The 19,549-nt window shown below is 39.8% G+C and carries 23 protein-coding genes; 17 read left to right on the top strand and 6 right to left on the bottom strand.

All coding sequences use genetic code 11. From position 1 onward, the window contains the following. Positions 1–45: 45 nt before the first annotated feature. The 6 genes from moaA (at position 46) to mobB (ending at position 4,835) form a co-directional block, all read left to right on the top strand. On the top strand, positions 46–1,056 hold the full coding sequence (gene moaA / locus ACZ427_RS11890) for a GTP 3',8-cyclase MoaA (RefSeq protein ID WP_461178764.1): 1,011 nt from the start codon (positions 46–48) through the stop codon (positions 1,054–1,056). A gap of 27 nt (positions 1,057–1,083) precedes the next feature. Continuing rightward, positions 1,084–2,091 (top strand): MoeB/ThiF family adenylyltransferase, encoded by a 1,008-nt coding sequence (locus ACZ427_RS11885; protein WP_461178763.1) that lies wholly within the window; start codon positions 1,084–1,086, stop codon positions 2,089–2,091. A gap of 65 nt (positions 2,092–2,156) precedes the next feature. After that, complete coding sequence (locus ACZ427_RS11880; protein WP_464883583.1) at positions 2,157–3,383, top strand: molybdopterin molybdotransferase MoeA; 1,227 nt, start codon at positions 2,157–2,159, stop codon at positions 3,381–3,383. 236 nt (positions 3,384–3,619) lie between these two features. Then, positions 3,620–4,090, top strand: a complete 471-nt coding sequence (locus ACZ427_RS11875; RefSeq protein ID WP_461178760.1) for a molybdenum cofactor biosynthesis protein MoaE — start codon at positions 3,620–3,622, stop codon at positions 4,088–4,090. Further along, positions 4,087–4,323 (top strand): molybdopterin converting factor subunit 1, encoded by a 237-nt coding sequence (moaD, locus tag ACZ427_RS11870; RefSeq protein ID WP_464883435.1) that lies wholly within the window; start codon positions 4,087–4,089, stop codon positions 4,321–4,323. Before ACZ427_RS11875 ends, moaD begins: the two co-directional genes overlap by 4 nt. 14 nt (positions 4,324–4,337) lie before the next feature. Continuing rightward, positions 4,338–4,835, top strand: a complete 498-nt coding sequence (mobB, locus tag ACZ427_RS11865) for a molybdopterin-guanine dinucleotide biosynthesis protein B (protein ID WP_461178758.1) — start codon at positions 4,338–4,340, stop codon at positions 4,833–4,835. A gap of 33 nt (positions 4,836–4,868) precedes the next feature. Here mobB and ACZ427_RS11860 read toward each other — a convergent pair whose 3' ends face one another. Beyond that, complete coding sequence (locus ACZ427_RS11860) at positions 4,869–5,588, bottom strand: Crp/Fnr family transcriptional regulator (RefSeq protein WP_461178757.1); 720 nt, start codon at positions 5,586–5,588, stop codon at positions 4,869–4,871. Positions 5,589–5,734: 146 nt separating this feature from the next. Here ACZ427_RS11860 and mobA point away from each other — a divergent pair, with 146 nt between their 5' ends. From mobA to modB, 4 genes are read left to right on the top strand one after another with little or no spacing between them, the layout of a single operon-like run. Further along, positions 5,735–6,322 (top strand): molybdenum cofactor guanylyltransferase, encoded by a 588-nt coding sequence (gene mobA, locus ACZ427_RS11855; RefSeq protein ID WP_461178756.1) that lies wholly within the window; start codon positions 5,735–5,737, stop codon positions 6,320–6,322. A 3-nt stretch (positions 6,323–6,325) separates the two neighbouring features. After that, positions 6,326–6,862 (top strand): MogA/MoaB family molybdenum cofactor biosynthesis protein, encoded by a 537-nt coding sequence (locus tag ACZ427_RS11850; RefSeq protein ID WP_461178755.1) that lies wholly within the window; start codon positions 6,326–6,328, stop codon positions 6,860–6,862. Positions 6,863–6,875: 13 nt separating this feature from the next. Then, positions 6,876–7,679, top strand: coding sequence for a molybdate ABC transporter substrate-binding protein (modA, locus tag ACZ427_RS11845; RefSeq protein ID WP_461178754.1), 804 nt, complete (start codon positions 6,876–6,878; stop codon positions 7,677–7,679). Then, positions 7,679–8,335, top strand: coding sequence for a molybdate ABC transporter permease subunit (gene modB / locus ACZ427_RS11840; RefSeq protein ID WP_461178753.1), 657 nt, complete (start codon positions 7,679–7,681; stop codon positions 8,333–8,335). Before modA ends, modB begins: the two co-directional genes overlap by 1 nt. 162 nt (positions 8,336–8,497) lie before the next feature. Here modB and ACZ427_RS11835 read toward each other — a convergent pair whose 3' ends face one another. Continuing rightward, positions 8,498–9,088, bottom strand: coding sequence for a hypothetical protein (locus tag ACZ427_RS11835; RefSeq protein WP_461178752.1), 591 nt, complete (start codon positions 9,086–9,088; stop codon positions 8,498–8,500). Positions 9,089–9,579: 491 nt separating this feature from the next. Between ACZ427_RS11835 and ACZ427_RS11830 the strand changes: the two genes are divergently transcribed. Then, positions 9,580–12,042, top strand: coding sequence for a PBP1A family penicillin-binding protein (locus ACZ427_RS11830; protein ID WP_461178751.1), 2,463 nt, complete (start codon positions 9,580–9,582; stop codon positions 12,040–12,042). A 224-nt stretch (positions 12,043–12,266) separates the two neighbouring features. On the opposite strand, the gene moaC is transcribed toward ACZ427_RS11830, so the two are convergent. Next, positions 12,267–12,752 carry a cyclic pyranopterin monophosphate synthase MoaC gene (gene moaC, locus ACZ427_RS11825; RefSeq protein ID WP_461178750.1) on the bottom strand — a complete coding sequence of 162 codons (486 nt, stop codon included), beginning with the start codon at positions 12,750–12,752 and terminating at the stop codon, positions 12,267–12,269. Positions 12,753–12,796: 44 nt separating this feature from the next. After that, complete coding sequence (locus ACZ427_RS11820) at positions 12,797–13,489, bottom strand: Crp/Fnr family transcriptional regulator (RefSeq protein ID WP_461178749.1); 693 nt, start codon at positions 13,487–13,489, stop codon at positions 12,797–12,799. 232 nt (positions 13,490–13,721) lie between these two features. Here ACZ427_RS11820 and ACZ427_RS11815 point away from each other — a divergent pair, with 232 nt between their 5' ends. Together ACZ427_RS11815 and ACZ427_RS11810 are read left to right on the top strand one after the other, a co-directional pair. Continuing rightward, a complete protein-coding gene (locus tag ACZ427_RS11815) occupies positions 13,722–13,961 on the top strand; it encodes a DUF2249 domain-containing protein (protein WP_461178748.1) in 240 nt (79 codons plus the stop codon). Between the two features lie 48 nt (positions 13,962–14,009). Continuing rightward, positions 14,010–14,429 (top strand): cupredoxin domain-containing protein, encoded by a 420-nt coding sequence (locus ACZ427_RS11810; protein WP_461178747.1) that lies wholly within the window; start codon positions 14,010–14,012, stop codon positions 14,427–14,429. Positions 14,430–14,997: 568 nt separating this feature from the next. Here the strand turns inward: ACZ427_RS11810 and ACZ427_RS11805 are convergent. Next, positions 14,998–15,819 (bottom strand): undecaprenyl-diphosphate phosphatase, encoded by an 822-nt coding sequence (locus ACZ427_RS11805; RefSeq protein WP_461178746.1) that lies wholly within the window; start codon positions 15,817–15,819, stop codon positions 14,998–15,000. A gap of 95 nt (positions 15,820–15,914) precedes the next feature. On the opposite strand from ACZ427_RS11805, the gene ACZ427_RS11800 reads away from it, so the two are divergent. Further along, a complete protein-coding gene (locus tag ACZ427_RS11800; RefSeq protein WP_461178745.1) occupies positions 15,915–16,256 on the top strand; it encodes a hypothetical protein in 342 nt (113 codons plus the stop codon). 180 nt (positions 16,257–16,436) lie between these two features. On the opposite strand, the gene ACZ427_RS11795 is transcribed toward ACZ427_RS11800, so the two are convergent. After that, a complete protein-coding gene (locus ACZ427_RS11795; RefSeq protein WP_464883434.1) occupies positions 16,437–16,652 on the bottom strand; it encodes a DUF2929 family protein in 216 nt (71 codons plus the stop codon). Between the two features lie 195 nt (positions 16,653–16,847). Here ACZ427_RS11795 and ACZ427_RS11790 point away from each other — a divergent pair, with 195 nt between their 5' ends. From ACZ427_RS11790 to ACZ427_RS11780, 3 genes are all read left to right on the top strand, one after another. Beyond that, on the top strand, positions 16,848–17,453 hold the full coding sequence (locus ACZ427_RS11790; RefSeq protein ID WP_461178743.1) for a Rossmann-fold NAD(P)-binding domain-containing protein: 606 nt from the start codon (positions 16,848–16,850) through the stop codon (positions 17,451–17,453). An 84-nt stretch (positions 17,454–17,537) separates the two neighbouring features. Further along, positions 17,538–18,497 carry a BMP family ABC transporter substrate-binding protein gene (locus tag ACZ427_RS11785; RefSeq protein ID WP_461178742.1) on the top strand — a complete coding sequence of 320 codons (960 nt, stop codon included), beginning with the start codon at positions 17,538–17,540 and terminating at the stop codon, positions 18,495–18,497. 110 nt (positions 18,498–18,607) lie between these two features. Next, positions 18,608–19,546, top strand: a complete 939-nt coding sequence (locus tag ACZ427_RS11780) for a beta-ketoacyl-ACP synthase III (RefSeq protein ID WP_461178741.1) — start codon at positions 18,608–18,610, stop codon at positions 19,544–19,546. Positions 19,547–19,549: the final 3 nt, after the last annotated feature.

Here is a 19,549-nt window from a genome sequence, read left to right as displayed (position 1 = left end):
ATTTTTGGTAGAATAAGAGCAAGTTATATCAATAGGAGAGATTCCATGTCAATGTTAACAGATAAATTTGGTCGGCCACTGCAGGATCTTCGTATTTCCGTGACAGACCGGTGTAATTTCAGATGCAGATACTGTATGCCAAGAGAAATGTTCGGAAAAGACCATGTGTTTATGCCTAAGAATCAGCTTTTGAGTTTTGAAGAAATTGAAAGGCTGGCGAAAATTTTTGTCGACTTGGGTGTCAAAAAGATTCGTTTAACCGGAGGCGAACCATTGCTGCGCAAGGATTTACCAATTTTGATTGAAAAACTGGCCTCTATCGAAGGTCTGGAAGATATCGGTTTAACTACAAATGCTTCACTGCTTGAACATATGGCACCTAAATTAAAGGCGGCCGGGTTGAAGCGAGTGAATGTCAGTCTGGATGCACTGCATGACGAACTGTTCGAATCTATCAGTGACAGTGGTGTGAATCCAGAACGAGTGTTAAAAGGGATAAAGAAGGCCAAAGAAGTGGGCTTGGGTGTCAAAGTGAATATGGTAGTAAAAAAGGGGATGAATGATCAGGAAGTCATCCCAATGGCGAAATATTTTAAGGAACTGGGTGTTACGTTACGCTATATTGAATTCATGGATGTTGGGCAGACAAATGGCTGGGATTTCAGCAAGGTTGTTACAAAAAAAGAAATGTATCAGGAGCTTTCTGAGCATTTCGAATTGGAACCGATAGACCCTGACTACTTAGGCGAAGTGGCCAAGCGTTACCGTTATAAGGGTACGAATACCGAAGTAGGATTTATTACTTCCGTGTCAGAGTCCTTCTGTTCTACATGTACCCGGGCAAGAATTGCAGCAGATGGAAAGCTTTATACCTGTCTGTTTGCAACGGAAGGCTTTGATTTGAGAGAAATCGTCCGCTCTGAATCAGATGATGAAGCGATTAAGTCAGCAATTATACCAACATGGCAAAAGCGAAGTGACCGTTATTCCGATGAACGGACAGAAGAGACCGCGAAGAACAGGAAGAAGATTGAAATGTCTTATATTGGCGGTTAATTCTTTAATGGAAAGGACACAAAAGAAATGACAGAGAGATATTCCCGTCAAACATTGTTTAAACCCATTGGTGAGAAGGGGCAGGATAAAATCGGTAAGAAGCATGTCTTGATTATTGGCTGTGGTGCGCTGGGAACAGCAAATGCGGAAAATCTTGTCCGTTCAGGTATTGGGAAATTGACGCTTGTGGATCGCGATTATGTGGAGTTGAGCAATCTTCAGCGTCAGCATCTGTTTACGGAAAAAGATGTGAATCAGAAACCGAAAGCAATAGCCGCAAAAGAAAGATTAAGTGAAATCAATGCAAATGTTCAAATTGAGGCATATGTAATGGACGCGACAAGCCTGTCACTCACCCCCCTATTAAAAGATACAGACCTTGTGATAGATGCTACCGATAATTTTGATATACGTTTTATAATGAATGATTTACTTCAAAAGCATAATATTCCATGGATTTTTGGGTCCTGTGTAGGAAGTACAGGGATGAGCTACACCATTTTACCAGGGCAGACACCCTGTCTTCATTGTTTGCTGGATTCGATGCCGGTGTCCGGTGCCACCTGTGATTCTGTTGGTATTATTTCACCTGCAGTTCAAATGGTTGTTGCACATCAATCAGCAGAAGTACTAAAGTTGCTGGTGGAAGATAGGAAAGCATTACGGACAAAGCTTCTAACTTTTGATCTCTGGAGTAATCATTATCAAACGATTAATGTGGAAAGGGCGAAAAAAGAGGAATGTCCATCTTGTGGCGTCGAGCAATCTCATCCATACTTAACTTACGAAGCACAGACAAAAACGGAAGTGCTTTGTGGAAGAAACACTGTACAGATCCGGCCGAACCGGGAAATCTATTTGCAGGAATTGGCAAACCGCTTAAAAAATATTGGAGGAATAAAAGTAAATTCATTTTTGCTTTCTATCGAATATGAATCCTATCGAATCGTGTTTTTTCATGATGGCAGGGCTCTTATACATGGAACAAATTCCATCGAAAAGGCAAAAAATGTTTATTATAAACTGGTAGGTTAAAGGAGGAAGTAATTGTGGTCGAACGACGGAAACCAATCAAAGTAAATGAAGCACTACGACGTGTGATGGAATATACCACCAAAGGAAGCATCCAGCATATACCTATCGAACAGAGCTATGGACGTTTTCTCGGAGAAGATTTAGTAGCCGATCATCCGGTTCCTCCTTTTGACCGTTCCCCTTACGATGGCTTTGCAGTTCGTTCTGAGGATACGCAAACAGCTGCCAGCACCAGCCCTCAAGCATTTGAAGTAATAGGTGAAATTGGTGCAGGAAGTGTATTTGAAGGTGCTGTAGGCAGCATGCAGGCAGTACGAATCATGACAGGTGCGCAAATTCCGGAAAATTGTGATGCTGTCATTATGTTCGAATCCGTTAGAGAAACAAAATCAGGGGAAAGATCTTTTATTGAAATCAAAAGAAAACTAAAATCAGGTGAGAACATTTCCTTTACCGGGGAGGATACGAAACAGGGGGAAGTTCTTGCAAATAAAGGTACATACATTAACCCGGGAATCGTTGCACTGCTCGCTACGTTTGGCTACAAAAACGTTCCCGTAAGTACAAAGCCGAAAGTTGGGGTTATCGCGACAGGCAGTGAATTACTGGAAGTGGATGAGGCAATACAGCCGGGAAAAATCAGAAACAGTAATGCCTACATGGTTCAATCACAAGTGGAACGTGCCGGTGGAGAACCGGTCTATTATGGCCAGTTCAGTGATGATTTTGATACCTGTTTTGAACAAGTATCAAACGCGCTTGATAAAGTGGATATGCTTATCACGACAGGTGGCGTTTCTGTTGGAGACTATGATTATTTACCCGACATCTATGAAAAATTAGATGCAAATGTCCTATTCAATAAAGTGGGTATGCGGCCGGGAAGTGTCACTACTGTTGCGGAAAAAGAAGGGAAGCTTTTATTTGGCTTATCAGGTAATCCCTCTGCCTGTTATGTCGGGTTTGAACTCTTTACACGGCCCATCATTCGAAACGCTCTGCATGCATATAATCCTGTTCTGAAAAAGGAAACTGTCGTCCTTGGTGCAGATTTTTCAAAACCGAACCCGTTTGACCGCTTTGTAAGAGGACATCTCTCCCACAGTCAGGGGAAATTGATTTCGACACCGGTTGGGTTAGATAAATCAAATGTTGTTTCTTCCCTTGGAGCTGCAAATGTCCTTATTGTTTTACCTGGTGGTACAAGGGGATATGAAAAAGGAATGGAAACGACTGCAATATTATTGGAGAACCAGGAAGGAACGTCATTGGATGCGTTTCTTGGTAGTTAAGAAACCAACATGGCGGCTAATATCATGCCGCCACCATCTTTAATGAAAACAGCTAATTTAACCAGAAGGCTGTTCTCTAAAATCCTTGGGACTGCGGTTACTCGCCCCATCAAAAGATCTGGGGCTGCGATTACTCGTCCCACCGAAAAGATTTGGGGCTGCGATTACGCTTCCCATCGAAAAGACTTGGCAAAACCCAAGTTTTCTAAATTTAGGAAAGAAAAGGTGTTTGTCACATGGATGATACTCTTTTTGAAATCATAGAAGAACCAATAAAGGTGGAAGAATTAATAAAAAAAGTGGAAAGAAGAGAAGCTGGCGCTATCACCACATTTATTGGAACTGTAAGAGAATGGACAAAAGGAAAAAGAACCATTTACCTTGAGTACCAGGCCTATGTGCCAATGGCGGTGAAAATGCTTGCGAAAATTGGCGAAGAAATTCGTTCGAAATGGCCGGATACAAAAATTGCCATCACCCATCGTATTGGACGGTTGGATATTTCCGATATTGCAGTTGGTATTGCCGTTTCTTCCCCACACCGAAAAGCGGCATATGAAGCAAATGAGTATGCAATTGAGCGGATTAAGCAGATTGTACCGATCTGGAAAAAGGAAAATTGGGAGGACGGAAATACATGGATTGGTGATCAGCTGGAAAATGTGCCTTATCCTGAAGGAAAACCGAAAATAGGGGAGGAATTATGATGATTACTGTTTTATTATTTGCCCAGTTGCAGGAAGAAGCTGGCAGGGACCGCATTGAGCTTGAACTTGGCCAGACTACTATTAAGGAATTAAAAGAAAAGCTGCAGTCAAGCTTTCACTTCACGCAGTTAGATAAGACAATGGCAGCTATAAATGAGGAATATGCCTTGAATGATGATCCTGTAAAAACCGGTGATACAGTAGCATTTATTCCACCTGTCAGTGGTGGTTAAAGGATATTTTAGAGATGGAAATCATTCAAATCGTCGGTTACAAAAACAGTGGGAAAACAACCATGGCATCCAAATTGATTGAAACACTCACGGACAGGGGCATCCGGACGGCAACCTTAAAACACCACGGACATGGTGGTGCCCCTTTAGGGATGGAGGATACTGACAGTGAAGTGCATCGCCGGGCAGGTGCTCATCTTTCCGGTGTCGAAGGGGAAGGTGTCTTGCAGATAACGAACACTTCTTCCTGGAAGATGGAAGAAATGATAGCACTCTATAAGCTGATGAATATTGAGGTTTTAATTCTTGAGGGCTTTAAAAGGCAGGAATATAATAAGGCCGTCTTAATCAGAAATAAGGAGGACCTGAGCCTGCTGGAACAGGTTACCAATATAAAGGCAGTTATAACAGCTGTGCCATTAAAGCAGGCTGCTTTTCCATATCCAATTTTTCAACAAACAGAAACAGATGCTTTTATCAAATGGCTGCTGGCAGATCTGAAGTTGGACTGAAGAAAGAGACAGCCGGGAGATGTCTCTTTCTAATCAATTGATATTACAGATTTCGATCGGGCAATTTTCACAACCGATTTCGTTTCGCAAGAATTGAATATCTTTGATGAAAATTCTCCCCTTGCCATCAATGGAAATAACATCTGATTTTCTGAGTTCCACAAGCATCCGGTTGACACTTTCACGGGTAGCGGCACAAAATTGGGCCAATTCCTGGTTGGTAAAAGCTATATCGATTAAAATACCATTGCTTTGTTTCCTGCCATAACTGTTCGATAGCCGGATAAGGGTGGAATATAATGCGCCTTTTTTACCGTTCAAAAGTAAATCCCTTATCTTGGATTGAAACTTTCTCATATGGTTACTTGTCCACTTCATAAATTCAAGTGTCAGATTGGCGTTTGACATTAATTCCTTTTCCAATGCAGCTTTATTGATAACGATGATCTCACCGGATTCGATAACTTTTGCGCTGAGGAAATATGTTGCATGATCACTGAATAACGTCAGCTCGCCAACAATATTGTCATGCTTACATATTCTCATTGATAATTCTTTCCCATCCGTTGTGAGCTTATCTACTTGGACAAGACCGGATTTTATCAGAAATATTTCATGGGCTTCCATGCCTTCGTGAAAAAGGTAGGTGTCTTTATGGACGCTTTTGGTTGTACCAATAGTGTATAACAGGTCACGCAATTCATTGGATATTATATCTTTATCATGTTGTTTTGTAAGTAGAAGGCTTTGCATTACGGTAACCCCTTTCTAAACTTTCCTGGAATGAAGCTTTTTTATCTAACTATCTATATATCTATTTTAGCATTGAAATTGTATTTTGGTGAGCAAAGAAATTACGATATAATGACTTTATAATGGTAAAACAAGGAGTAGCCTACATGACTGACAAATTGCAGGGAGTATTACTTGCCGGTGGTGAATCCAGGAGATTCGGTTCACCGAAAGCATTCGCACAGAAAGATGGAACCCCATTTTATAACTATTCATTTCAGGCAATTAAGCCTTTCGTCGATTCGGTTCTTATTGTAACGAATCCTAAACTGAACCCTCTATTTAAACAGGAAGGGCAGTCTTTTACAGTAGTGAATGATATAAACAAATACAGAGGACAGGGGCCATTAGCAGGTATCTATACAGCAATGGAAGTGAGTAATGCCAAGTGGTATATCATCATTCCTATAGATGTCCCTTTTATGCAACAGCGGGTAATAGATTTGTTGATCAGCCACATACATACGGATGCAGACGCCATCATCCCAGTTGTTTCCGGGAAGATGCAGCCACTCATTTCCATTTTTCATCATTCGGTCAAGAAAGTAATTGAAAAACAATTGGATCATGGAGAACGAGCGGTTGATCAATTGCTAAAGGAGTGTAAGGTGAACTATGTACCTATGGATGATGAGAAATCATTTACCAACATAAACCGGCAAACAGATTATCAGCGATATGTGAAGAACCAGTAGGATATGATAAAGGAGGAACGAATAGTGTTGGAAAATCACCGGAAGGCCTCTGTGAGGAAGGTAGCCTGTGCAGTAATAACGGTTAGTGATACGAGAGAAAAAGAGACGGATAAAAGCGGTAAACGAATTATGGATTCTCTCACGGAAGCTGGTCATCAGACGGAACTCCATCAGATTATTCCAGATGATGGAGAGATTATAAAACAGACGATTAACAATGTAATACATAATAAAACAATTGAAGCGGTAATCATCAATGGTGGAACAGGGATTGCCAAAAGAGATGTAACGATTGAATCGGTACAGCCGTTTTTTGAGAAAGAGATACCCGGTTTCGGGGAATTATTTCGTATGTTGAGCTACGAATTCGATATAGGATCTGCCAGTATGCTTTCAAGAGCAACATGTGGGGTGGCGAATAACCGGATTATTTTTTCGATTCCCGGATCATCTGGTGCAGTAAAATTGGCCATGGAGAAACTGATTTTGCCTGAGCTTGGACATACAGTGATGGAGATTCATAAGGATTTAACTAAATAGAGGGATGAACAGCATGAATACAATAAAATGTTTCCTTATACTGACTGCTGCACTTTTATTGATAGGATGTGGACAGGCTGCTGATGCTGGTGAAAATGGCCATGAAACAACACAGCTTACTGTTTCAGCAGCATCCAGTATGATGGAAAGTTTAATGGAAGTAAAAGAAGCATTTGAAAAGGAGCACCCAACTATTGAGGTTACCTACAATTTTGGCGGTTCAGGAACACTGAGAAGACAAATTGAGCAAGGCGCTCCAATTGATTTCTTTTTTTCTGCTTCTAGGAAGGATTATGAAATATTGAAGAATGGCGGTTTTGTGAAAAGTGGTACAGCTATTTTTGAAAATAAATTAGTAATGGTGAAGCAGAAGAAGACAAGTGGTGCTTCGCTGGAGGAATTCCTGCACTCCGGTAAAAAATTGGCAATCGGCACCCCGGAAGCAGTGCCAGCAGGTTCATACGCCAGGGAAGCGCTCCAGCAAACAGGTGCCTGGGAACAACTTAAGGGCAGGCTGGTGTTTGCTAAGGATGTGTCTCATGTGCTTACATTGGTCAAAGAGGGAACCGTGGCTGCTGGGATGGTCTATGCCAGTGATTTGTATGGGGAAGAAGACATTGCTGTCATCGAAGAGATTAATCCAGATCTTCACGAGTCTATTGAATATTACACGGCAATTATTAATCCTGGTTCAAAAAAAAATGAGCAAAGAAACAAAGCAGCAGAAGCGTTCTATCACTATGTTCAAAATGATAAGACCATGAAGTTGTTTCATCATTTCGGTTTCTGGACGAATGATCGGTTGGTGGATGATTAATGGAATTTTCCTGGCATCCGGTGCAGCTTTCTTTCTTTGTCGCAGTTATCGCTACGATTATTATCTTTTTTCTCGCCGTGTTCGCAGCTTTTTGGATCACTGAAAAGAAGGTGAGGGGAAGGACGGTCATCGAAACAATCTTTTTCCTTCCCCTTGTTTTGCCTCCGACAGTGATTGGATTTCTGTTAATTATTGTATTTGGAAACAACAGCCCGGTTGGGAAAGCAATCGAATGGTTTACCGGCAACAGTGTCTTGTTTACCATCTCCGCTGCGATTATTGCTGCAGCTGTCGTTGCTTTTCCGTTAATGTATCAATCCATTAAAACAGGTTTTTTGTCGGTGGATCGAAATATTCTCGGTGCCGCCAAGGTAGATGGTGCATCTGATTGGAAAATGCTCTTGTTTATTATCATCCCTCTATCATTCCGCTCGATTATGACGGGAATCATCTTGAGTTTTACGAGGGCATTCGGCGAATTTGGAGCTACGTTGATGTTTGCAGGAAATATTCCAGGACAGACCCAGACGATTCCAACTGCCATTTATCTTGCTATCGAAGCTGGTCAACAATCTGTAGGATGGTATTATGTACTGATTAGTATCAGTTTTTCTTTTATCCTGTTACTTTTTATTAATCAGACAAAAACAAGATAAGTGTATTTTTTACAGATGCCTCCTTTCACAATTATCACGCCCTTAATTGTAACAAAATCATAAAAATAAAAGGCGATACATATTAAACATGATTAGTATGTATCGGCTTTTTACTTACTTTTCCACTAACGCACCCATTTGTTGAACGAACGCATTTCATTTTTAATCGTTATCCCCAAATTTTTTTAGTTGTAAGTCTTTTACTAATCTAATTGCCTGTTCAGTTGAATCAATTAAAGATGCATTTCCTTTTGATTTTCTTAACTTTAAAGCTTTCAGAAAGTATTCTTCCGCCTCGTTTAACCTTGCTAATTCCATGAGACATTTGCCTTTATGTTTCAATACAAAGTCTAAATATTTTTCAACCTTGTTCGCATCACACATATCTAAAGCCTTATTAAACAATTCTAAAGCCTTTGTATGATTGTTATCATATTTATGGGCTTCACCAATACGAATTAACGTAACAATTTCTCTTGTAAGATTCTTTTCCCTAACTGCATGGTTAAGACAATACGATAAAGAATTTATTGCTCTTTTTGGTTGTTCATTTATTCTATATAAATTACCTATAGTTCCATACAGAAAATATCTATCATCTTCATTGCTGGACTGTAATAAGTTTTCTGCTTCATCAATAAGTTCGTTTATTTTTAGAGGGTTAGATGTTTTTTCACGAAGGTATTCATTTTTGTCAAAGAAAACTACATCATTGATAGCCACCAGCCTTTCCCTGTAATCTGCAAGGTCCATATTTACCCTCCCCTATAATATCTAATTCACGCATAAAATCTTTCCTTAATATTTTTATAATACTATTTTAATTATGCTCTCCTATTATTAAAACACTTGCTTAGCCGATAATTTATTTTAGCACAAACTATGTTTCTAGTAATTCTAAATCTGCAAACATGGGTTTTGAATATGCAAAAGATAATAAATTGATTAAAGAAGTACCGACAAAAAACATGAAGTTACCTAAGAAAAAGAAAACGGTATGTTTACATAATTATTTGATAAGGGCAAGGAACAAGAGAGGTCGTAATAAAATAGGTGAAGCCAGTGACGCGCTATTACCGTAATTATTTGCATACTGTTTTTGCTTACATTTAGCAAGACTATTTTTTAAAGAATCTGTCAAAACTTATTCCCTGTAAGATGATATAGTAGAAAGAGATATATTAATCCCTTTTATAAATATACAAGCTGAACCGGATTTATTTCCAGAACGGAGGAAATGATTTATGGCAGAAAACAGCCAAACTCGATTAGCACGAAGGAATCGGAAGAAAAACAAAAAGAAGCCCATTTTGAAAAAAATATTCATCTGGTTCCTACTCCTATGTTTAATTACTGGGGTTGGGGCTTTAGCGACTGCTACTTATTGGATTGCAACGGCCCCTGAATTAGATGAGTCCAAGCTTGAAACCCCCTTCGCATCTGAAATTCTCGATCAGAATGGGGAACCGGTTGCTCAGCTAGGAGCAAATCGAGAGAAGGCAGAATACGAGGAATTGCCTCAGGTATTGGTTAACGCCATACTTGCTACGGAGGATGCAAGATTCTTTGAACATCCGGGGGTAGATATCATAAGGGTAGGCGGGGCTGTTATGGCGAATCTTACAGGCGGATTTGGCTCTGAAGGCGCTAGTACAATTACGATGCAGGTCATTGAAAATTCGATGTTATCATCAGAAAAGAAATTAAGCATTAAAGTACAGGAAATGTGGCTCGCATTGCAATTGGAACAGCAATATTCCAAAGAAGAGATCCTGGAAATGTATGTAAATAAAATTTATTTCGGTAATGGTGCCTATGGTGTTTCCAAAGCGGCAGAGACCTATTTCGGCAAAACAGATTTAAGTGAACTTACGTTGCCTGAGGCGGCAATCTTGGCAGGCTTGCCACAGCGGCCTTCCGGTTATAATCCATTTGAGAATCCTGAAGGAGCTACTAACCGGATGCAGACGGTACTGTACTCCATGGTCCAGCAAGATAAAATCTCACAGGAACAGGCGGATGAAGCAGGTCAGGTAGATGTCACTTCTTTACTGACCGATGAACAATCGGAGGATTTAACCCCATATGAAGGGTTTCTGCAGCAAGTAGATCAGGAAGTAAGTGAAAAACTGGATGGTGCTGATATTTACACAGATGGGTTGAGCGTCCATACAACGCTAAATACGGATATTCAGGAATATGTAGAAGGACTGCTGACGGATGGTGAAGGAAATTCGATTCCATATTACGATGAAGAAATGCAAGTTGGAATGGTTGTATTGGATACACAGACTGGAGCTGTACAGGCTATTGGTCCCAGCAGAAATAATCAGGGTATTAACGGGTTTAACTATGCAACTCAAATACAGCGGCAGCCAGGTTCAACGATGAAGCCGATCACAGCTTATGGACCCGCGATAGAATATAATCATATGTCCACAAGTCAGCTAATAAACGATGATGAACCTTATCCGATTGCAGGGACAGATCAGGAAATACGTAATTTTACCAGAGAATATCAAGGGTGGGTCAGTGCACGTGAGGCCTTAAGTGAATCCTTAAACGTGCCTGCTGCAAAAACATTGGTGGAAACTGGTTATGGAAGTGCCCAAACGTTTGCGGAAGGTTTAGGCTTTAATTTTGGCGAAAATGGTATGGTGCTTACAGATGCCATCGGCGGAACAAGCGTAGGTGTGAGTCCTTTACAGATGGCCGGGGCTTATAGCGCATTTGGTAATGGCGGTACATACACAGAGCCATACACGGTAACAAGCGTGGAATTTCCTAATGGTGAGGTTGTAGAATTAACACAGGAATCAAAAGAAGCAATGTCAGATTATACCGCCTATATGATTACAGATATGCTGCAAACAGCCATAACGGAAGGTACCGGGATAAATGCAAATATTCCTGGTCTGCCGGTAGCCGGTAAGACGGGAACAACTAACAGACCCGATGTTGATGGAGCGGTTGATTCGTGGTTTAACGGATATACAACGAACTATACAATATCCATTTGGACAGGATATTCAGATAATAATCAGGGGATAGAGAACACACAAATTCCGCATTCGCTTTTTAGAAATACAATGACAGAAATATCACGTGGTATGGAAACCGCTTATTTTGAACAGCCTGGTTCAGTAGTGGAAATTGGTAATGAACTGTTTGTAAGAGGAACCGGACCAAGTGAATCAATGGAAGAAGGATGGGGAGAACCAGCGGAACAGCCTGAAAACGAGGGAAATCTCGAAGAAAATGGGGACGATGGTTCTGAAAATGAGGAGACTGGAGAAATAGCCCCCGGGGATGATAGCGAAGAAAGTGGAGAAACGCCAGAAGAACCCCCTGAAGAAGACACGGATAATGCAGGAGAATCAGAAGCAAACGAGAGCGAGGATGTGGACGAGTCTGAAGGTGGCCTTGAAGAAGATGAAGCGCCTGAGGAAGCTCCCGAGGAAGATGAAGGTGGAACTGGTACCGGAGAAGAAGCTCCAGAAGAAGGCCCCGACGGAAATGGAGACGGTGACGAAAGCTCTGACGAAAATGAAGTCCCCGGCGGGGCTGAAGACGATACTGGCAGTTCTGAAGAAGGAGAAGCTCCAGGCGGAAATGGAGAGAGTACGGAAGATAATGCCGAAAACAGTGGAGAACAAGGAGAAGAATCCGAAAATAATGGAAACGAAAATGAAGATGGTGAAGACTAAAACAAGAATCAAAAAAGTGCGGTCTTCATAAACAAATACAAATATGGTATCAAAAAGGGATAAACGCCAAGCTAAAATGTTTATCCCTTTTATTAAAGATTATCTTCTTGCAAAAATTACATGAAGTCAATGGCTGTTAAGCTTTGGTAACTATGAATGAAATAATTAGAATTGAAGGCCTTACTTATTGGGAAGTCCCCAATTAGCATTCATTCATTTTTTTGTCATTCCCTTTCATAATCACCGCTCTTACCGCCGCTTTTCTCCTGTAGATATGTCGATCCAATTGTCATCGCCTTGTCGACTGCTTTGCACATATCATATACCGTTAATGCAGCAATCGATGCGGCGGTTAATGCTTCCATTTCCACACCTGTGCTTCCAACTGTTTTGACCTCTGCTTCAATCTCTAATTCATACATGTTATTTTCACGTTCCAACCATTCAAAGGAGAGATCTACACCACTTATCGGTATGGGATGACACATCGGGATTAAGGAAGATGTCTGTTTTGCTGCCATAATTCCTGCTACCTGTGCAACAGCCAAAACATCCCCTTTTTTATTTTTCTGCTGGACTATATTTTCGTATACATTATCATTCATTTGTACACTTGAATGAGCTATCGCTTTTCTGGCGCTGTCCTTCTTTTCTGTAATATCAACCATTTTCGCTCTGCCATGTTTGTTGAAGTGAGTGAGGTCTGTCATCTTCCCACCTGCTTTCTGTAGATTTTAAGCATGTATTACTATATTTAGAATAATTCATCTTCCAATGCCGCTATGTCCAAAACAAAATAGCCATTTTTATCGGTATAGAGAAAATCTTTCTTTTTAAGCTGAGTTATTGTTCGGCTTAATGTTTCCCTGCTGGATCCAATCATGTTGGCCAATTCCTGGTTGGTGAACTTGGTAGGAATCCGTGTATGATTTTCTAAGGTTTTATTATCATTGTTTTTTGCTAAACGCAATAATAAAAGAATGATTTGCTCATACGTATTGTGTAAAATCTTTTCTTCCAGTCGATGTTGCAAATCTATAATCCTGTCTCCTAACACACGTAATAACTTTACACTGATTTCCGGATTAGTCATAAGAAAGTTTTCAAATGAATCAATCGGAATGTAAAGTAAAACAGCATCTTCAATCACTTGCGCATTGGCCGGGTAATCCCCTTTTCTGAAAAATCCCTGGTGTGGAAACATATCACCAGGTCCCAATATGTTTACGATTTGCTCCTTCCCATGGAAATCTGTTTTATATATTTTTATTTTTCCCTGATAGATAAAGTAAACATTTGTTAATGGATCACCATGCATAAATATATGTGTACCATGGCGGTAAGGTCGATTTCGCGCCATTTTGACAATTGGTTCCATTTCAAAGTCTGTCAAACCTTTAAATAATGTGAAGTGCTGTAGAAGTCCTTTAGCGGAGTATGTAGTCATTGTATTCCCCCTTATTTCACAGGATGCATAAGTTCGGGTGAAGGCTTTCTAATGTTTTTTCTCTCTTTCTATATTAACATCAATTTTGATGGAAAGTGAATAATAGATGGCAAATATGGAGCAAGTGATATAAATCATAGGTGAACCGTGTTTTACCTCACATCACATCCTTTCTGTTCGATGTAAGCTATACATGTAGAAAAAAAGAATAATTTGCTGGGAGGAGAACAAGATGACGATAAAAAAATATGCAGCAAGGATCCATGCACCGGATATTGAAGCAAGAATCAGACATCCGCGTATTCTTGAAACATTTGATAAACTAGCTTCGGGAGAATACATGCATCTATCAAATGATCATGACCCAAAACCGCTTCACTATCAATTTATGATGGAAAGGAAAGATACGTTTACCTGGGAATATCTGGAGGAAGGTCCAATGCTTTGGCGTGTGGCTATCGGAAAGAATTAGTGCATGCAACATGAATAAATAGATATAAAACACGTGGAGGGAATTATATTGAAAAAAGGTTTATTCGTTCCTATATTGCTTGGATTGATCTTACTGCTTGCTGCATGTGGATCAGATGAGAGTGGAGAAGCCGCTGAAACAATGGAAAATGATAGTGCGGCAACAGAAGTGGCGAAAGATACGGGTGCTTCAAATGATGAGGCTGCCAATAATGAAGTGAATGTAATCGCAACAAATTTTGATTTGGGTGAAGACGAATATATTGTAAATGCTGGTGAAGAAGTAACACTAACACTTGTAAATGAAGAGGGAAACCATGGAATTTCAATTGATGCGTTGGATGTGGATCTGCAGGGTGAAGGAGAAGTAACATTTACCCCCGAAGAACCAGGGGAATACACCATTTACTGTAACATCTTTTGTGGTGAAGGCCACGAGGATATGACCGCTACATTGGTTGTCGTATAATTATTCTAGGCTGTTTTAAGCCTTGCCTGGATTACCCGGATGAAAAAAGAGCTGTTCCTTTGAATAAGTAGTTCACTTTTGATGGAGATAAACTGAAATAGTTAGTTAAATAGCATACCAGGTCGCATCAGAGATTGGTATGCTATTCTTCCCTGATATACAAATCATTAACTAAAAACAACATTGCACATCAAAAGATAAGTGACCGAAATAAGGGCTCATCCTCGCGTTCCGTCACTCATCATTCGCTTGAGTGACTGAATGAAGCTCTTTCTGCTGCGTTCGGTCACTTATCACCTGCTTGAGTGACCGAATGACGGCTTTTCCTCAGCGTTCGGTCGTTCATCATGTTAAGCAATCAAATATTAGATATTAAAAAACGCTTGATTTCCAAGCGTTTTTGTCTGTTAAATCAATCGGTTAAAATATGTTGAAAAACTTCATGCTATTTATTATGTTATTTGATATTTTCTCCACGGTAACGGTAAGTGAGCCACTTATCCTTTTAACAACTCTATTTAGGCAGTATGATGTCTACTTTCTTAACTCGGTAGCTATTATATATATCTTACAAGAACAGAATAACGAGTAGACCAACAATGACACAATAATACGAGAAGTATTCCAGCTTTCCTTTCGCCATAATATGCATGAATGCTTTCAGCGCAAAATATGTTGCAATAAAAGCAGCTATAAATGCGATGATATATGGAATCATCAGTGCATCAAAATTAGGGTCCTGGATAATTTCCGGAATCTCAATGATTGATGTTCCCAGACTAACAGGAATATACAACAGGAAAGAAAACCTAAGTGCAGTTTCCTGTTTCATTCCGACGAGCATGGAAGCAACAATCGAAGCACCGGAGCGGCTGATACCTGGAGTTACTGCAATTGCTTGAGCGAAACCTACAATAACAGCATCTTTCGTAGTAAGGTCACCATCTTTTTTTCTTCCTCTTAAGTTACGGATTGCCCATACCGCAACTGCAGTTATTAATAACGTAATTCCAACCACATTTGTTCCATTTAAAGCGTTCCCAATAGCGTCTCCAAACAATAAACCAATTACACCGACCGGGATTGTCGCAATGACAAGGTAAATAATGAATTGAAAATCACTTTTGGCAGCATCTTCTTTTTTGAACAGGTAAAGATAGCCGTTCTTTATCAATCGGATAATATCATTTCGATAGATTAGGAGAACTGCAAGCAGTGAAGCAAAGTTAACAAAGATTTCGAATGAGAGTCCTCTAGCATCAATGCCAAATAGTTCCCGAAATATAATGATATGGCCACTTGATGAAATGGGGATTGGTTCGGTGATACCTTGTACCAGACCTAAGACTAAATATTGGATTAACGTCCAGAATTCTGATGTTATTTCCATCGGATTTTCCTCCTTGGTTCTTATTCATTTTCATCAACAGACAAGTCACCATCCGCTATCTGGTTGAATAGTCTAGATGGTGAGGAGGTAGTTAGATGAACATGAAGAATAATTATCATCATATATACGATTTATGTAAAGATCATATGCATTCCTATGTATTTGCTGAAATGGTTGACGGAAGCACAATTGATGGCATTGTTACCGGGTTGGATGATGAGTATGTTTATTTTGCTATACCAATCGAACATAATCAGCCAACATATGGAGAGCATCCATATTCAAACGAGCGTCAATACGGATATGGGCCTCCAGGCTATGGGTATCCCGGCTACGGCCCCGGACCTGGGTATGGCCATCGACCGCCGAGACGGTTTCAAAGGTTAGTGTTACCATTGGCTGCATTGACTGCTCTAAGTGTATTGCCATGGTACTAAGGAAAGAAACAGATTTAAACTTAGAAAACCAAGGTTAATATCAAGTTTTTAACAATAAGCCCTAGTTGTATATGCAGGAAGAAATATTTATAATTTCTTCCTGCTGAAAAAAGTAAACCCTTGCCCACTCCGTCTCTGGAGGCAAGGGTTTATTAACGGTCTGCATTTTAAAACATATAATTACTGTTCGTTTTTAGCCCGGAGCGGACCTTCAGCTAAAACAAAAACAGCTATGGAAATAATCGCACCCAGCAGAAGTGCATCGGCTAAAACAAATTGTTCACCGCCCATGCTTGTTAAAACGTACGATAATGCCAAACTTATTGCTAGGCCCCAAAATATAGCCACGATGTATTTCATAATTATCACCTCAACTTCATTTGATTTCACGTTCATTTTTTAGCAGTAAAGAAAGTATATTCATATTTCTTTCTGCATAAGTGCGAGCATTGGCTATTCACTTAACCTATAGCGAATACCAAGTTTTTAAAAAAATCATTACATATTTATTCACATATACTATTACAGTTTACCAAATCATTTTATAAAGTTAAAGTATTTTTTCCATTCTAATAGATAGGAGGGTGCAACATGAGGGTTTTTGTTGCAGATTGTAACCATTGGGTAGGTTTCCATATTGTAAATGCGTTATTGGAAAATGATTACACCGTCCATGGAACCGTTGATAAAAACAAGCATGAAAACCTGGAACTTTTTTTTGGAAGAAACAGTTCATTTTCGTTAGTGGAAGAGGCTGATGGAAATCATTATGAAGCCGCTATTTTCACAGGTGCACAGGAAGCACGACATGAAGTGCTATCAGAACGTACCATAGTCATTGATTCTGATGCTGCCTCAACAAATGGAACAACTATCGTAGCCCCATTACTTTTCGGGGAATGGATGCCGATGAATGCGGATGGTTTTTACAGCAATAATATATTTATTACCTTTAATTCGGAAGCGTTCAGAGAAGAAGCTGTTTATATAAGTGATTTCACAAATGCACTTCTGCAATGGCTAAAAATACCCGATTTACCTGAGAAGTTAGTCGTGGAATCTTCAACAAATAAACAAAAAGGGGATGTACTACTTGAAAACGCCATCTATCTTCGTGACAATAGACCAAAAGAAGAAAATTTAAAGCAACTGATTGCGCATTATCACAGGTATAAAGATATATATGTGAAGTCATAAAAATGTAACATATGCTTCGATTGTTGTTTCCTGGATAAACCGATACAATAAATGTAGTATTCGCAGTGGAACGGAGGATCCTTTTTGAAGAAAACGCAGATCACTTTCCTAATCATGATAGTCCCAATTTTACTCACAGGATGTGCTGATTATTTTAACAGTGGGAACATACAAAATGTTGGTATGCTCACAGATGGCACGATTGATGATCAAGGATGGGCTGAAAAGGGATATAAAGGATTACAAAATATAGAAGAAACCTATGATGTTGATGTGTTTTATAAGGAAAATATAACAACAGAAGAACAAATCAGAGATGCGGTGGATGAGTTTCTTCAGGATGGTGTCAACCTGGTTTTTGGGAATAGTAATATGTATGGCAATCATTTTGCAGAAATCGCTTCATCTTATCCGGATGTCCATTTTGTTTATTTTAACGGCGGCTATGTTGATGAAAATGTAACAAGCTTGAATTTTAATTCCCATGCGATGGGATTCTTTGCCGGAATGCTTGCAGGAAAAATGAGTACATCTGACCAGGTTGGAATAATTGCTGCATTTGAATGGCAACCGGAAATTGAAGGGTTTTACGAGGGAGTTAATTATGAAAATCCTTCAACGAAAGTAACGATAAATTTCCTTAATGACTGGAATGAGAGTGATATGGCAATAGATATATATGAGAACATGCGCGAAGAGGGAGTAGATGTTTTCTATCCGGCGGGGGGTTATTTCAACACTGACATTGTCAATCAGGCAAAAGAAGATGGTCTATATGCGATTGGGTATATCGTTGATCAATCGGAAACAAATGAGCGGACTGTTTTAACAAGTACGATCCAGCATGTGGACAAATTATATGAATTGGCAGCGGAAGAATTTAACGCTGGAAACCTTAGCGGCAATGTAACAACCTATGATTTTCAGGATGGGGCAATATCACTTGGAAAGTTTAGCCCACATGTTCCAGATAGCTACCAACAAGAGGTAAATGAAGCAGTTGAAGAATATATAGATACTGGTTTATTGCCGAACGAGTATTGAAACTGATGTGAAGAACATCAGTTTTTTCTTGCTATAAAGGCTTTTATACATTAAAATTAGCACCAAGTCATAAGAATTGATAACAATATTTAATATAAGGGGATGGGATCATGAATGTTGGTGTATTAGGTACAGGACATTACACTCCGGAAAAAGTTGTAACAAACAAAGACTTGGAGAAAATCGTGGATACAAATGATGAATGGATTCGGACAAGAACAGGAATAGAAGAAAGAAGAATAGCATCAGATGATACGGATTCGTCGGATATGGCTTTTATAGCAGCTCAAAATGCATTGGAGCAAGCAGAAATTGCTCCGGAAGATATCGATTTAATTCTTGTGGCAACTGTGACGCCGGATACACCTTTTCCATCCGTATCCTGTATGATACAGGATCGATTAGGTGCTACCAAAGCAGCAGCCATGGATATAAGTGCTGCTTGTGCGGGATTTATGTATGGCATGGTTACAGCGAAACAATTTATTGAAACAAAAGCTTATAAACATGTATTGGTAGTCGGAGTGGAAAAGTTATCCAAAATAACAGACTGGTCTGACCGTAGTACATGTGTCCTTTTTGGCGACGGCGCTGGTGCTGCTGTGATGGGAGAGGTATCTGAGGGAAAAGGAATCTTATCATTTGAACTTGGATCAGACGGTTCCGGGGGAAAACAACTATACCAGGATAAAGAAGGCCATCTTCAAATGAACGGTAGAGAAGTTTTCAAATTTGCAGTAAGACAAATGCCGGAGTCATCCGTAAATGTTATCGAGAAAACAGGCTATGATAAAGAAGATGTAGATTATTTAGTTCCGCATCAGGCAAATATGAGAATTATGGAAGCTGCACGTGAACGATTAGGCGTGTCTGAAGAAAAAATGGCTAAAACGGTAAAAAAATATGGGAATAACTCTTCTGCTTCCATACCTATTGCCTTATCAGAAGCGATAATAGATGGTAAAATAAAAGATAATGATTTAGTCGTATTGGTTGGTTTCGGCGGCGGTTTAACATGGGGTGCACTTGCACTGAAATGGGGAAAGTAAACG

It is taken from the genome of Virgibacillus ainsalahensis (genome assembly GCF_055380755.1).
This window is presented reverse-complemented; position numbering and strand designations above follow the sequence as displayed.